The organism is Mycobacterium sp. (assembly GCF_046095365.1).
Lineage (GTDB): Bacteria > Actinomycetota > Actinomycetes > Mycobacteriales > Mycobacteriaceae > Mycobacterium.
In genome coordinates, this window is record NZ_JBJTJF010000063.1 from 1 (window position 1) to 14779 (window position 14779).

At 69.4% G+C, this 14779-nt stretch carries 12 protein-coding genes and 1 pseudogene; 8 read left to right on the forward strand and 5 right to left on the reverse strand.

The window, feature by feature from the left end:
- The 5 genes from ACKOQ4_RS04915 to ACKOQ4_RS04935 all read right to left on the reverse strand — a co-directional run.
- Positions 1-1189, reverse strand: a 1189-nt coding sequence (locus ACKOQ4_RS04915; RefSeq protein WP_526289411.1) for a DUF4012 domain-containing protein, incomplete at its 3' end; no start/stop codon positions are given.
- Positions 1171-1809, reverse strand: coding sequence for a hypothetical protein (locus tag ACKOQ4_RS04920; RefSeq protein ID WP_526289413.1), 639 nt, complete (start codon positions 1807-1809; stop codon positions 1171-1173). The genes ACKOQ4_RS04920 and ACKOQ4_RS04915, both read right to left, overlap by 19 nt.
- A gap of 208 nt (positions 1810-2017) precedes the next feature.
- Positions 2018-2914: a cyclopropane mycolic acid synthase family methyltransferase gene (locus tag ACKOQ4_RS04925; RefSeq protein WP_526289415.1), complete on the reverse strand. Its 897-nt coding sequence runs from the start codon at positions 2912-2914 to the stop codon at positions 2018-2020.
- Between the two features lie 153 nt (positions 2915-3067).
- Positions 3068-3982 (reverse strand): alpha/beta fold hydrolase, encoded by a 915-nt coding sequence (locus ACKOQ4_RS04930; RefSeq protein ID WP_526289433.1) that lies wholly within the window; start codon positions 3980-3982, stop codon positions 3068-3070.
- Positions 3982-5331 carry an ABC1 kinase family protein gene (locus ACKOQ4_RS04935; protein WP_526289417.1) on the reverse strand — a complete coding sequence of 450 codons (1350 nt, stop codon included), beginning with the start codon at positions 5329-5331 and terminating at the stop codon, positions 3982-3984. The genes ACKOQ4_RS04930 and ACKOQ4_RS04935 overlap by 1 nt, the downstream gene beginning before the upstream one ends.
- Before the next feature lie 116 nt (positions 5332-5447).
- Between ACKOQ4_RS04935 and ACKOQ4_RS04940 the strand changes: the two genes are divergently transcribed.
- The 8 genes and pseudogenes from ACKOQ4_RS04940 to ACKOQ4_RS04975 all read left to right on the forward strand — a co-directional run.
- Entirely contained in the window at positions 5448-6173 is a 726-nt protein-coding gene (locus tag ACKOQ4_RS04940; RefSeq protein ID WP_526289419.1) for a bacteriorhodopsin, read from the forward strand.
- A gap of 20 nt (positions 6174-6193) precedes the next feature.
- Complete coding sequence (locus ACKOQ4_RS04945; protein WP_526289421.1) at positions 6194-10396, forward strand: glycoside hydrolase family 38 N-terminal domain-containing protein; 4203 nt, start codon at positions 6194-6196, stop codon at positions 10394-10396.
- Positions 10393-10956, forward strand: a complete 564-nt coding sequence (locus tag ACKOQ4_RS04950; RefSeq protein ID WP_526289423.1) for a DUF7158 domain-containing protein — start codon at positions 10393-10395, stop codon at positions 10954-10956. Before ACKOQ4_RS04945 ends, ACKOQ4_RS04950 begins: the two co-directional genes overlap by 4 nt.
- Positions 10957-10990: 34 nt before the next feature.
- The gene (locus tag ACKOQ4_RS04955) at positions 10991-11887 is read left to right on the forward strand and encodes an ROK family protein (RefSeq protein WP_526289425.1); all 897 of its coding nucleotides are present in this window, start codon (positions 10991-10993) and stop codon (positions 11885-11887) included.
- 232 nt (positions 11888-12119) lie between these two features.
- Entirely contained in the window at positions 12120-12644 is a 525-nt protein-coding gene (gene rplJ, locus ACKOQ4_RS04960; protein WP_526289427.1) for a 50S ribosomal protein L10, read from the forward strand.
- 43 nt (positions 12645-12687) lie between these two features.
- Positions 12688-13080, forward strand: a complete 393-nt coding sequence (gene rplL / locus ACKOQ4_RS04965; RefSeq protein ID WP_526289429.1) for a 50S ribosomal protein L7/L12 — start codon at positions 12688-12690, stop codon at positions 13078-13080.
- Between the two features lie 146 nt (positions 13081-13226).
- Positions 13227-14258 carry an ABC transporter ATP-binding protein gene (locus ACKOQ4_RS04970; protein ID WP_526289431.1) on the forward strand — a complete coding sequence of 344 codons (1032 nt, stop codon included), beginning with the start codon at positions 13227-13229 and terminating at the stop codon, positions 14256-14258.
- A 138-nt stretch (positions 14259-14396) separates the two neighbouring features.
- Positions 14397-14779, forward strand: a pseudogene (locus ACKOQ4_RS04975) (hypothetical protein); the annotation flags it as partial.

Genomic DNA, 14779 nt, shown 5'->3' on the forward strand with positions numbered 1-14779 from the left:
TCTGATCGGCGGGCACTGCGCTCCAGACCATGATCCGTCGCTCGGAGGTCGCTTGGCCGAGTGCGTCGAGCAACTTGCGGGGGGAGTCCACCGACTTCGTCATCTTCTGGACTACCGCGCTTGCGATGTCCTGCAGGTATCGCTTGCGCGCGGGCTGATCCGTCGGGAAGCGGATATAGGCGGTCGATTCGGTCAACTCGACCACGTTGTCCTGGGTGATGACCTCTCCGCCCGGGATCGTCACCGGACCAGTCGCTGCGAGGATGTAGCTAAGCGCGACCGGGTCGACTCCGATAACGCCGTCGATCCGCGTGTTCGCCTGCCTCTCCCACATGGACTTCCAGATCTGGGCTGCGTTGGGGAAATGCGCGCTGAGGTTGCTGTTGCGAAAGTCGGTGAAGGGGTTCGCCCACCCGTAGAGCCGTTGGTATTCAGGCCCGAGGTCCACTTGTGCGGTCGCGCCGGCCAACTCCGTGTTGGGCGCCAACGTGTCGACCGTCGGCTTTCCGTTGTCGAAGCGAAGGACACCGAAACCGCCGAGAAGCCCGCCGGTCCCGCGCGCCTCGGCGTTGGTCTGGAAGGCCAACAGGTAGCTGCGCGGGCCGTCGGCGCCCATCATCGCCGGAGCCACCCGCGCGGCCACCGCGGAATTCTTCAGCAGTGACGCCAGGTCTGAGGTCTGGGTCTGCAATTGCGAGCGCGCGTTGCGGAGCGGGGAGAGGTATGCCGGGTCCGTGATCGCGGCGGCCTGCGCGTCCAGACGCTGTGCGTCCTCGGACAGCCGCGCCAGTTGCGGTTCCTCCTGCCGAAGGAGTTGAACATCCACCCGGCCGTTCTGGTACAGCTTCGAGGGCGTCAGTCCGATGCCCGCGCCGGCCGCCGGCCGCAGCAGGTCGCCGGCCAGGCCGACGACAACGTCGGAGATCTGCTGCCCGGTCTTGAACGGACTGCCGATGACCGGCACCGCGGAGAGCAGGTTCCACGGCAGTGAGTGCGCCGCGGCCTGGGCGCGCTGAGCCTGGGCGAATGCGTTGTCCGCTGCCTGGGAGGCCTGTTCAGTCTCGCCCTTGAGCAGTGAGTCTTTGACCTGCTGGGCGCTGTCACGGGCTTTGTCCAGATTCGACTTGGCCGACAGCGCGCTGAAACCGAGCCACAACGCGAAGCCGACGATCAGCGCCAAGAAGGCCAAGGCGCCCCACCGGAAACCGGGGCGCTCCCGAAGCCCACCGAACCGGCCGTCACCCGGCTCACGCCCCCTCTGATCGCGCGAAATGCTAGGCCCTCAGGATTTTCATATATCGGTCCAGACATAAGAGTGGGGCGGCCGCACCACGGCCGCCCCACTCTTATGGTCGAAAGAAACTCCGCGCAGCCGTTGGGGCTCCACTGACGGGTGATCGAGCCCTCGGTCGGTGTGGTACCGCCCGGCGTGGTGCCGTACGGGCCGACGAAGGTCGAGATCCCGAAGATGCAGGTCTGCGAGTACTGCTGATTCCAGTAGTTCCAGATCGCCGACCCGGGGCCGAGGAACGGAATCCAGGCCACCGCGTTCAGCGGCTTGAAGGTCCACACCGGAATCTGCGGGGCCGGCGGGCTCGGGTTCGGCGCACCGAGCCACAGCCACTTGGTCTGGATTCCGGCGCGCGCGCCGCGCGTCTTCCGGTTCTTGAACCAGCCCTGGCCGCCGGCGGAGGAACCGAGGGCCTGCGAGATCGAGGTCAGCGAAGGCGCCTGGGCCAGTGAGTCGGCCTGCGCGATCACCGGAGTGAGTGAGGCAGCGGCGACCACGGCGAACGCGGCGGTGCCCACTTGGAGTTTGGTTGTTGTGGAAGTCATGGTGGTCCCATCCCCTACTTGATGTAGTTGCTTTCGAGTCGTACCCTGCCACCCCCGGTGGGGCTTGTCAACTCAAACCGCAAACTTTGTCCCGGAAACTTGCTAAGGATTTTCTCAGCACCGGCATGGGCTTCGCTCAGCAGGGAAAATGCCGTTGCGAGCGGCACCGCTTTCACGGCCTTCAGGCCGCCAGGGCGCCCGGTTTCAGGTAGGTGACCAGGCTGACGTCGATGGACTCGTCGATGAAGTGGTACTGGCAGCCCTTCAGGTAGCGCATGTAGTTGTCGTAGGTGCGCTCGTCGGTCACCGCCACCGCGGCGTCCTTATTGCGCTCGAGGGCGTCGGCCCACAGACCCAGGGTCTTGATGTAGTGGGTGCGCAGTGACATCGCCTCGGGCACCAGGAAGCCGGCCTTCTCGCCGTGTTCGACCATCATGGCGGTGCTGGGCAACCGGCCGCCGGGGAAGATCTCGGTGTACATGAACTTGATGAACCTGGCTAACGCGAACGTCAGTTTCTTGCCGCGCGCCGCGAGGTCCATCGGGTGATAGCTGACGCTGCTCTGGATGGTCATCCGGCCGTCTTCGGGCAGGATCTCGAAGCAGTTCTTGAAGAAGTCGTCGTAGCGCTCGAAGCCGAAGTGCTCGAACGCCTCGATCGACACGATCCGGTCGACCGGGGAGTGGAACTGCTCCCATCCCTCCAGGCGGACGTCGAAGGTGCGGGTGCTGTCCACCTTCGACAGCGCCTCCCTGCAGTAGGCCTGCTGGTTCTTCGACAGGGTCAGGCCGATGACGTTGACGTCGTACTTTTCCATGGCGCGCTGCAGGGTCAGTCCCCATCCGCAGCCGACCTCCAGCAGGGTCATCCCCGGTTTGAGGTCGAGTTTGTCGAGGTTGAGATCGACGTTGGCGGCCTGGGCCTCCGACAGCGTCGCGTCCGGGCCGGTGAAGTAGGCGCAGCTGTACTTGCGGGTCGGGTCCTGGAACAGCCCGAAGAATTCGTCGGACAGGTCGTAGTGGGCCTGGATGTCCTCGTAGTGCGGACGCATGTCCTTGGTGTCGCCGCCTTTGGGCATGTGATGTTCGCTTTCCGTGCTGCCTGGAACGTCCTTCACCACGGACCCCCGGGTGGTGCGCCAGCATCGAGTCATACTCTTTGGCAGCACGATACCGCGCCGTGCCGCCGGATTGCGCCGTGCGCCGCCCCCGCCGTGTCGGTCCGCGCGCCGCTACCTGGCCGCACTGACCTCGCAGAAAGTTGCGTCGAGTTCGCTGACGATGTCGTCCCACAGCGGTTGTGGAAGGTCATGGGCCATGCCCTCGAAGAGCACCAGTCGCGCTCCCGGGATCGACCGGGCGATCGCCCGACCCCCTGCCGGACGCATCAGCCTGTCGGCCCGGCCGTGGATGACCACCGTCGGCGCGGTGATCCGGCCGTCGTAGCGGCGCAGGCTTCCACTGCCCAGGACCGCGCCGAAGTGCCGGCCGATGCCCTGCGGGTAGAAGCATCGCTGGTAGGTCTCGATCGCGTCGGCGCGCAGTTGGTCGTCGGGCTTGCGGTAGGCCGGGCTGCCGATGATCTTCGACACCCGCACCGAGTTCTCCACGATCACCTCCCGCGGGGACGACGCAGGAGGTCCCTTGATGAGGCACATCAGCGCGCGCGGGGCCGGGGGCGGCAGCAGAGCGGAGTTGTTGGACGAGAAGATGATGCCCAGCCCGGCGGTGCGGCCGGGGTACCGGGCGGCGAAGATCTGGGCGATCATCCCGCCCATCGAAGCGCCCACGATGTGTGCGCGGTCGATGCCGAGGTGGTCGAGCACGGCTGCCGCGTCGTCGGCCATGTCCTCCAGCCGGTACACCGACCTGCTCGGCAGTCCGACGAACGAGCGCAGCAGCCGGGGAAGCAGCGCTCCGCCGGTGTGCTGGCCGTGCAGTTTGGTGGACAAGCCCACATCCCGGTTGTCGAACCTGATCACCCGGTAGCCGCGGCCGATGAGCTTCTCGCAGAACTCGTTGTGCCACAGCACAAGTTGAGCGCCGAGGCCCATGATCAGCAGCACCGGGGGGTCGTCGATGTCGCCGAGGTCCTCGTAGTGCAGTTCGATGTCGCCGTGACGGGCGTAACCGCTGCGGGTCTCCATCACGCCTCGACGTCCTTCTGATGCTCCCGGCTGACCTCGACCATGAAGTTGGCGAAGTAGCCGGAGAACTGGGGATCGCTCATCATCTGCCATCTCGGGGCCAGCAGCTTCATGTAGCGCTCGACGTAGAGGAACTGCTTGCCGATCAGCACCAGCTCCCGCGGTAGCTTGACGTCGTAGGCGTCGGCCAGCGTCGAGAGCTGCTTGCCGATCTCGGCGTATGACATGTCCCCGAGTGTCTTCATCGTCAGGGGCTGGGCGAACGCCTCGAGGTCCCTGGCGGCCTGCGCCTCGGGCTTGACGGTGCCGACCGCGCCCAGCAGAACGACGATCTTGCCGGCGGCGGCGTGGTCCTTCTTGACCAGCAGGGCGTAGATCAACTCCCGCAGCAGCCAGCGGGTTCGCGGGTCGATTCGGCCCATGATGCCGAAGTCCAGGAACACGATCCGGCCCTGGTCGTCGACCAGGAGGTTGCCGGCGTGCAGGTCCCCGTGGAACAGCCCGTGGCGCAGGCCGCCCTCGAAGGTTGAGAACAGCAGCGCCTTGACCAGTTCGGTCCCGTCGAAGCCCTTCTCGCGGAGCGCCTTGACGTCGTCGATGCGCGCGCCGTGCACGCGTTCCATGGTCAGCACCCGTTCGCTGGTGAACTCCCAGTGCACCTGGGGCACCTTGATGTTGCGGCCCAGCGGGGAGCCATGCAGGCCGGACACCCAGGCCTCCATCGACTGCGCCTCGAGGCGGAAGTCGAGTTCCTCGGCGAGGTTGTCGGCGAAGTCGGCGACGACGTCCTGCGCCGACAGTCGCCGGCCCAGTTTGGCCAGTTCCACGGCCTGGGCGAAGCGCTTGAGGATCTGCAGGTCGGCGGCGACCCGGCGGCGGATGCCGGGGCGCTGGATCTTGACGACGACGTCCTCGCCGGTGCGCAAGGTGGCGTAGTGGACCTGGGCGATCGAGGCCGAGGCGAACGGCTGCTCGTCGAAGCTGGCGAACAGCTCCGCGGGGTCGGCGCCGAGTTCGGTTTTGAACAACTTGTGCACCTCGGCGGTGTCGGCCGGCGGGACTGAGTCCAGAAGGCCGCGGAACTCGCGGGACAGCTGCTCACCGAAGGCCCCCGGGCTGGAGGCGATGATCTGGCCGAACTTGACGTAGGTGGGGCCCAGATCGGCGAAGGTCCGCGGGATCTCGCGGATGACCTTGTCCTGAAGGCCGCCCCTGCCGGGAAGCCGGGTCAGGACCCGCCAGCCGGTCCGGGTGAGCTGCCAACCGGTGGCCCCGACCCGGGCCGCCTCGACCGGCAACGGCACCCGGTCGAGTTTGGCCACGTCGCGGTGCTGTTTGGTCGAACTCATTCGGACCAGTGTGCCAAATCGCGACCTGCGACCACTAATTTCCGCACCCCGGGAGCGACCCCGGTCACACCCGGTTCGTATTCCGAAACGGGAGTGTTGAGGGATGATTCCGGTTCATGAACACATGGCTGTGGGCGGGCGTCATCGGAATGCTCGCCGGGACGGTCGGGATCCTCGCGGTGGGCCGCAGGGTTCCCGAGGACCGCGTACACCACGTCGTCGGCAGCGCCTTCATCTGCGCGGTTGCGGCCTGCGCCTACTACGCGATGGCCAACGGGCAGGGCATCCACACCTTCACCGACGCCGCCGGCGTCGAGCGGACGGTCTACTGGGCGCGCTACCTGGACTGGGCGGTGACCACCCCGTTACTGCTGGTCGGTCTGGCCACCGTGGGGATGGCCCGGGTCCGGGCAGTGCACGCCCGCGAGCAGAACGGCCGCATCGGCGGTCTGATCGGCGCCGACGTGATGATGGTCGCGACCGGGCTGTTCGCGTCGCTGTCCACCCAGGCCCACGTCCGGTGGACGTGGTTCGGTATCAGCTGCGTCGCTTTCGCGGCCATCCTGGCGATCATCGTCGGGCCGATGCGCCGCGACGCCTCGGCGCGGGGCCATGACCACAGGGCGCTGTACACCCGGCTGCTGACCACCCTGGTGGTGCTCTGGTTCGTCTACCCGCTGGTGTGGGTGGCCGGTACCGAAGGTCTCGGCGCCATCAGCCTGAGCCAGGAGGTGGCGATCTTCGCAGTCGTCGACATCCTGGCCAAGGTCGGGTTCGGCCTGCTGCTGGTGACCGGGTCGGCGACGCTGCGCGACAAGGACGAGAAGCACGTCAGCCGCTGACCTCGGCTAGGTTTGCCAGCGTGCAGGTGACCTCGGCGCAGTCCACCGAACTGTTCGTCGGCGATCCGGCCGACCCGCTGCAGGTGGTCCGCGTCGGCTACACCGGCGACCCGGCGCCGTTGGCTGTCGACGGCGACGGGCTCAGCGTGGCCGGCGAGCCCCGGCAGGCCGGCGAGGGTCTGCTCGAAGTGCCGGTGCGGGTCGTCGAGCCGGTGCCGGGGCAGCGCCGGCCGGCGCGGGTGGTCGTCGGCGACGCCGAGACCCCGTTCGAGTTCACCGTCGCCGAACCGGGCTGGACCATGCACATGATCAGCCACTTCCACTACGACCCGGTGTGGTGGAACACCCAGGGCGCCTACACCAGCCTGTGGACCGAGGACCCGCCCGGCCGCTGCAAGCAGAACAACGCCTTCGCCCTGGTGGCCGCGCACCTGGAGATGGCCCGTCGCGACCCCGACTACAAGTTCGTGCTCGCCGAGGTCGACTACCTCAAGCCCTACTTCGACGCCCACCCCGAGGACCGGGCCGACCTGCTGCGGTTCGTCGCGCAGGGGCGGGTGGAGGTCATGGGCGGCACCTACAACGAGCCCAACACCAACCTGACCGGCGCGGAGACGACGATCCGCAACTTCGTGCACGGCATCGGGTTCCAGCGCGACGTACTGGGTGCCGACCCGGTCACCGCCTGGCAGCTCGACGTCTTCGGCCACGACCCCCAGTTCCCCGGGATGGCGGCCGACGCGGGGTTGACCTCCAGTTCGTGGGCGCGCGGGCCGCATCACCAGTGGGGCCCGATGGCCGGCGGCGGGGATCCGCGCCGGATGCAGTTCCGCAGCGAGTTCGAGTGGATCGCCCCGTCCGGGGTGGGGCTGCTGACGCACTACATGCCCGCGCACTACGCCGCCGGCTGGTGGATGGACTCCTCGACCTCGCTGGCCGAGGCCGAGGAGTCCACCTTCGAGCTGTTCCGGGGACTGAAGTCGGTGGCGCTGACCCGCAACGTGCTGCTGCCGGTCGGCACCGACTACACCCCGCCCAACACCTGGGTCACCGAGATCCATCGCGACTGGAACGCCCGCTACACCTGGCCGCGGTTCGTCTGCGCGGTGCCGGGGGAGTTCTTCGCCGCGGTCCGCGCCGAGTTGGTCCAGCGCGGTGTCACACCGTCGCCGCAGACCCGCGACATGAACCCGATCTACACCGGCAAGGACGTCTCCTACATCGACACCAAACAGGCCAACCGGGCCGCCGAGGACGCGGTGCTGGGCGCCGAACGGTTCTCGGTGTTCGCGGCCCTGCTGGGTGGCGCCCGGTATCCGGAGGCCGCGCTGGCCAAGGCGTGGGTTCAGCTGGCCTGGGGGGCCCACCACGACGCCATCACCGGCAGCGAGTCCGACCAGGTCTACCTGGACCTGCTCACCGGGTGGCGCGACGCCTGGGAATTGGGCCGCAGCGCCCGGGACAACGCGCTGGGGGTGCTCTCCGCCGCGGTGCGCGCCGAACTGCCGTCCGTGGTGGTGTGGAATCCGTTGGCGCACAACAGGACCGACATCGTGACGGTGCGACTCGAAGAACCCGTCGGTCCCGCAGCCGGGGTGCTCGACTCCGGGGGCAACCTTTTGCCGGCCCTGGTCGAGGACGACGGCCACTCGGTGAGCTGGCGGGCCGGCGGGGTGGGCTCGCTGGGCTGGCGCACCTACCGGCTGGTCGACGGCGCCGATCCGTGCGGCTGGCAGGCCGCCGACGGGGTCGAGATCGCCAACGAGTTCCACCGGCTGCGCGTCGACCCGGCCCGCGGCGGCGCGGTGGTGTCGCTGGTCGAGGCGGGCTCGGGCCGGGAACTGATCGCCGACGGCGCGGTCGGCAACGAGTTGGCCGTCTACCAGGAATACCCGGCCCACCCCGACGCCGGGGAGGGGCCGTGGCACCTGCTGCCGACCGGCCCGGTGGAATGCTCCTCGGCCGGTCCCGCGTCGGTGCAGGCCTACCGCAGCCCGTTGGGGCAGCGGCTGGTGATCTCGGGTTCGATGCCCGGCGAACTCGGCGGCGACCTGCGCTACACCCAGACGCTGACCCTGTGGTCCGGCATCGACCGGGTGGACTGCCGCACCACCATCGACGACTTCACCGGCGCCGACCGGCTGGTGCGGCTGCGCTGGCCCTGCCCGGTGCCCGGCGCCCTGCCGGTCAGCGAGGTCGGTGACGCGGTGGTGGGCCGCGGGTTCGGCCTGCTGCACGACCACGGCCACGAGGACCGCGCGGTGGACTCCGCCCACCACCCCTGGACGCTGGACAACCCCGCGCACGGCTGGTTCGGGCTGTCGTCGTGCGTGCGTATCCGGGTCGGGGAGCAGACCCGCGCGGTGTCGGTGGCGGAGGTGATCGTGCCGGGAGAGGACCGCGCGGGCGCCTCGGCCCGCGAGTTGATGGTCGCGCTGGCACGGGCCGGGGTGACCGCCACCTGCAGCGGCGCCGAGCGGCCCCGCTACGGACATCTCGAGGTCGACTCCAACCTGCCCGACGCCCGGATCGCCCTGGGTGGGCCGCGGGACAACGCGTTCACCGCCGCGGTGCTGGCCGCGGCCGAACCCCGCTACACCGCCGACCTCGAGAGTCAACTCGCCGCCGGACAGGCCCGGGTGTTCGTCCCGGCTGCCAGACCACTGGGCAGCGTGTGGGTGCCCGACGCCGACCTGCGCGGGGTGCTGGACCTGCCGGTGCTGATCGTCGCCGGCGACGGCGCCGTCGAGGCGCTCAGCGAAGACCTGACCGACGCGGAGATCATCGTCGAGCAGCACAGCCCGGCGGGCTGCGGCGAGTTCGACCCGCACACGGTGGCACTGGTCAACCGCGGGGTGCCCGGGTTCGCCGTCGAGCACGACGGCACCCTGCATTCCTCGCTGATGCGCTCCTGCACCGGCTGGCCCTCCGGGGTGTGGATCGACCCGCCCGCCCGCAAGGCCCCCGACGGCTCCAACTTCCAGTTGCAGCACTGGAGCCACACCTTCGACTTCGCCCTGGTGTCCGGTTCCGGGGACTGGCGTGATGTCGGAATGCCCTGCCGCAGCGCGGAATTCAACCACCCGATGCTTGCCGTGCCGATCGGCGAGGGCAGTGGCGGGCTGGCTGCGGACGGATCGCTGCTGAGCGTCGAACCCGCCGGATCGGTGGCATTGGCCGCGCTGAAAGCAACCGGAAACCCCACCGCGGTCGGCAGTGCGTCCGCGGTCGCGCCCGCGGCGGTCACCATCCGCCTCGTCGAGACCCAAGGCCGGCCGGCACAGCTGCGCCTGGCCAGCGCCGTGGGGCGGATCGAACGGATCAATCCGGCCACCCTGCTGGAGGAGCGCCTACCGGAAACGGCACATGCCACCCTGCTGCACGGCTACCAGATCGCGACGCTGGCAACGCATTTCGACATCCAGCCCGTGATCGACGCCGTCGGCCGGGAACTGGGTTCCGAGGCCGAGCCCGCGCAGCCGCTGTATGCCCGCTACTGGCTGCACAACCGCGGGCCCGCCCCGCTGGGCGGGCTGCCGGCCGCCGTTCACCTACACCCGGAAACCGTGACCGCGGAACCGGGCGAGACGGTCCGGTTGCGACTCAGCGTGGCCAGCGACTGCAGCGACGCCGACCTCACTGGCGCCGTGCGCCTGGTGTACCCGCCCGGCTGGCAGGACGACGCCGCCACCCGGATGTGGGCGTCCGGCGAAGGCGGCGCGGCGGCTTTCGAACTGCCTCCACGCGGTCACCGCGAGGTCGAGGTCGCCGTCCGGATTCCGGGCGACGCCGCGCCCGGCCACTACCCGGTGCGCGCCGGCCTGTCGCTCTCGGGCGACGTTCCGCCCGCCTGGCGGCAGCGGGTCGAGGACGTCTGTGTGATCACCGTGGGCGGTGTCGGGGAGGAGTTGGTCCGACTCGTCGGCGAACCGCGGGAGATCGTCGTCGACCGGGGCGGCTCGGCCCGGCTGACCGCGGTGGTGGCCGGCGCCGCCCGGGCCGACCTGCCGTGCGAGGCGCACCTGATCAGCCCGTGGGGCACCTGGGAGTGGATGGGCCCGGCGTCGGTCGGCGCGACCCTGCCGGCAATGTCGCAGGTCGAGGTCGGCTTCGACGTCGCGCCGCCGAAGTGGATCACCCCGGGCCGGTGGTGGGCGCTGATTCGGGTCGGCTGCGCAGGTCGGCTGCTCTATTCTCAGGCCGTGGCGGTGACGGTCCGATGACCCTCGCGGCGACCGTGGCCGGCCTTCCGGTGGCCGTTGCCGAGGTCGACGCCCGGGAGGCCGTCCTACGCGCCGCCCCGCAGACCGCCGCGTTGCCCCGGCCCGGCACCAGCGAGGGCCGTCAGCTGCGTCGCTGGCTGACCCAGCTGCTGGTCACCGAACAGGTGGTCGCCGTCGAAGCCGAGGCTCTCGGAGTCGTGGTCACCGACACCACCCCGGCAGAAGAGGATCTCCTGCCCGACCTGACCGCCCGCCTCGAGATCGGCAGCATCGCCGCGGCCGCACTGGCCGCGCCGCTGGCCCGGGCGGTGTACGCGAGCGTGACCGCCGGCGTCGACGTCGACGACGGGGCCGTCGCCGCCTACCGCCGGCGCAACCCCGGCCGCTTCGCCGGTGACCCCGACCCGGAGGCGGCCATCGCGGCGATGCTGCGCGGCGCCGCCCGGCGGCGCGCCTTCCGGATCTGGCTCGACCAGCGCCGGGCCGCCCTGGTGTGGCTGGCACCCGGCTACGAGCACCCCGGCGACCCCCGCCAGCCCGACAACACGCACCGGCACTGAGAGCCGAGCGCACCGAAAACGAAGGGGCGGAGAGATGCGAACGCTGGTCATCGACATCGGTGGCACCAAGATCGCGGCAGGCATCGTCGATCCGAACGGACAACTGCTGCACGAGAATCGGCAGCCGACCCCGAAAAGCGCCGATCCGGCGGAGGTCTTCGCCGCCGTGGAGGGCACCGTCGCGGAAGCACTCGCCGCCGCCGACGGACCGGTCACCGGGGTCGGCATCTCCTCGGCGGGTCCGATCGACGTGTCGGAGGGCACCATCAGTCCGGTCAACATCGTCGCCTGGCGGGGCTTTCCGGTCCGCGAACGCGTCGCCGCGTTGGTGCCCGGGGTGCCGGTGGTGCTGGCCGGCGACGGACTGTGCATGGCGCTGGGGGAGCACTGGCGTGGCGCAGGCCGCGGAGCGTCCTACATGTTGGGAATGGTGATCTCCACCGGAATCGGCGGAGGGCTCATCCTCGACGGGGTGCCGTATGCCGGGCGCACCGGCAACGCCGGCCACGTCGGGCACGTGGTGGTCGAGGCCGACGGGGACCCCTGCCCCTGCGGCGGGCGGGGATGTGCGGAGTTGATCGCCAGTGGGCCGCACCTGGTGACCTGGGCCCGCAGCCAGGGCTGGACCGGATCCACCGCGCGGGACCTGGCCGCCGCCGCCGCGGACGGTGAGGACGTCGCGGTGCGGACGTTCGCTCGCGGGACCCGGGCGGTCGCGGCGATGATCGCCTCCGTCGCGGCCACCTGCGACCTGGAATTGGTGGTCATCGGCGGGGGAGTCGCCAACGCCGGCCCGGTGCTGTTCGAACCGCTCCGTAAGGCGCTGGCCGACTACGCGGCCCTGGACTTCATCCGCGGCCTGCAGGTGGTGCCCGCCGAACTGGGCGGCCAGGCCGGCCTGGTCGGGGCCGCCGCGCTGCTGCGGGGGTAGCGGAGGCGTTTTGGCCACTGGCCGGCCTGCGGGCTATGCTTTCGCGGTTCCACCGAAGACCGTCGGTCACCGATGAGCGAGTAGCGAACCGGTTGAAGGTCCCGGGTTACCGGGCGGCCCACGCAGGAGGACGAGGTTCACGTACGTTGCGTGCGCGCCCCGGCCTGTCTGCGCCGGGGCGCTCGTCATTTCCGGGCCTGCCGGCGGTCGCCAACCACCGAGGAGGCAGTGCATGGCCAAGCCTGGGAAGGCCACCGCGGTCGCCGAGATCACCGAGCAGTTCAAGTCCTCGTCGGCCTCCGTGGTCACCGAGTACCGCGGGCTCACCGTTGCCAACCTGGCCGAACTGCGCCGCTCGCTGAGCGGCACCGCCACCTACACCGTCGCGAAGAACACGCTGGTCAAGCGTGCCGCGGCGGAGGCGGGCATCGAGGGTCTCGACGACCTGTTCGCCGGACCGACCGCGATCGCGTTCGTCACCGGTGAAGCCGTCGACGCCGCCAAGGCGATCAAGAAGTTCGCCAAGGACCACAAGGCGCTCGTCATCAAGGGCGGCTACATGGACGGTCACCCCCTGACCGTCGCCGAAGTCGAGCGCATCGCCGACCTGGAGTCGCGCGAGGTGCTGCTGGCCAAGCTGGCCGGCGCAATGAAGGGCAACCTGGCCAAGGCGGCCGGTCTGTTCAACGCTCCCGCATCGCAGGTTGCCCGACTGGCCGCCGCCCTGCAGGAGAAGAAGTCCGGCGAAGCCGCCTAACCACCAATCATCCGCAAACCCACGTATCGGAAGGACCACAACCATGGCAAAGATGTCCACTGACGACCTGCTCGAGGCGTTCAAGGAGATGACCCTCCTGGAGCTCTCGGAGTTCGTGAAGAAGTTCGAAGAGGTCTTCGAGGTCACCGCCGCGGCCCCGGTCGCCGTGGCCGCCGCAGCCCCGGGTGCCGCCGCCGGCGGTGCCGAGGCCGCCGAGGAGCAGGACGAGTTCGACGTCATCCTCGAGGAGGCCGGCGACAAGAAGATCGGCGTCATCAAGGTCGTTCGCGAGATCGTCTCCGGCCTGGGCCTCAAAGAGGCCAAGGACCTCGTCGACGGCGCACCCAAGCCGCTGCTGGAGAAGGTCAAGAAGGAAGCCGCCGAGGAGGCCAAGGCCAAGCTGGAGGCCGCCGGCGCGAAGGTCACCGTCAAGTAGGCGCCGACCACCGAGAATCCCCCGCGAACCCGCCCGGTTCACGGGGGATTTTCCGTTGGTTGGACAAACGCGATGCCGCTGGCCGCGGTGCGCTACAGTGACTCAAACCACAGGGGTGCTTCAGAGCGCGCAGGAAGGGATTTTGCATGGGCGTTCAAATCGACGTCGAGAACCTGAGCAAGTCTTTCGGTTCGTCGAAGATCTGGGAAGACGTCACGATGACCATCCCGTCCGGCGAGCTCAGCGTCATCCTGGGCCCCTCCGGCACCGGCAAGTCGGTGTTCCTGAAGTCGCTGATCGGGCTGCTGCGTCCCGAGCGCGGCAAGATCATCATCGACGGCACCGACATCATCCAGTGCTCGGCCAAGGAGCTCTACGAGATCCGCACCCTGTTCGGTGTGCTGTTCCAGGACGGCGCGCTGTTCGGGTCGATGAACATCTACGACAACACCGCCTTCCCGCTGCGCGAGCACACCAAGAAGTCCGAGTCCGAAGTCAACAAGATCGTCATGGAGAAACTCGACATCGTGGGTATGCCCAACGACGGGCACAAGTTCCCCGGTGAGATCTCCGGCGGTATGCGCAAGCGCGCCGGCCTGGCCCGCGCCCTGGTGCTCGACCCCGAGATCATCCTCGTCGACGAGCCGGACTCCGGTCTGGACCCGGTGCGCACCGCCTACCTGAGCCAGCTGCTCATCGACATCAACGCGCAGATCGACGCCACCATCCTCATCGTGACGCACAACATCAACATCGTGCGCACCGTGCCGGACAACATCGGCATGCTCTACCGCAAGCACCTGGTCATGTTCGGCCCGCGCGAGGTGCTGCTGACGTCGGAGGAGCCGGCCGTCAAGCAGTTCCTCAACGGCCGCCGCATCGGCCCGATCGGCATGTCCGAGGAGAAGGACCAGGCCACCGCGGCCGCCGAGGCGGCGGCCATGGCCGCCGGCCAGGGCGACGGCGGCCTGGAGGAGATCGAGGGCGTGCCTCCGCAGCTGACCACCACGCCGGGCATGCCCGAGCGCAAGGGCGTCGCCCGCCGGCAGGCCCGGGTCCGCGAGATCCTGCACACCCTGCCGCCGGCCGCGCAGGAAGCCATCCTCGTCGACCTGGAGAAGACCGGCGGCGCACAGCCGACCCAGTCCTACGCGGCGACACCCGATTACGGGGACTGATCGGGCTGACGCCCGAATGTGGCGACTGATCGGGCTGACCAAAGTCTGACGCCACCGCTCGCTGACAGCTGATTTGCTGTTTGCTGGTCACAGTTCGGGGTAGCGTTTGCCCGTCTGTTCAACGAGGAGGCAAACGCGATGGGTGATCGTCGGATTCTGGGCACCGGTGCCGTTCTGGTCGGACTGGGCTCGGCCCTGATATCGGGGACGGCGGTCGCAGCGGCCGACACCGGGGACCCCGACGGCCGGCAGGCCGACAACTCCACCGCGTCGAGCACCGACAATCCCGCCGCGTCGAGCACCGACTCGGTTGCTCGCCCGTCGGCACCGAACCGCCGGGCGGCCAACCGCGCCCGGACCAAGCCGGCCCCGGCCGCCGCCGCCAAGGAGGCGACCGCCACCCGCGGCGCCCGCCCCGAACGGCGTTCCTCTCCCCGCCCGGTCGCCCGGCGTCCGCTGCCGTCGGCGGCAGTCGCATCGGCGACCACCCCGGCCCCGGACCCGGTGCCCAGAATCCGACG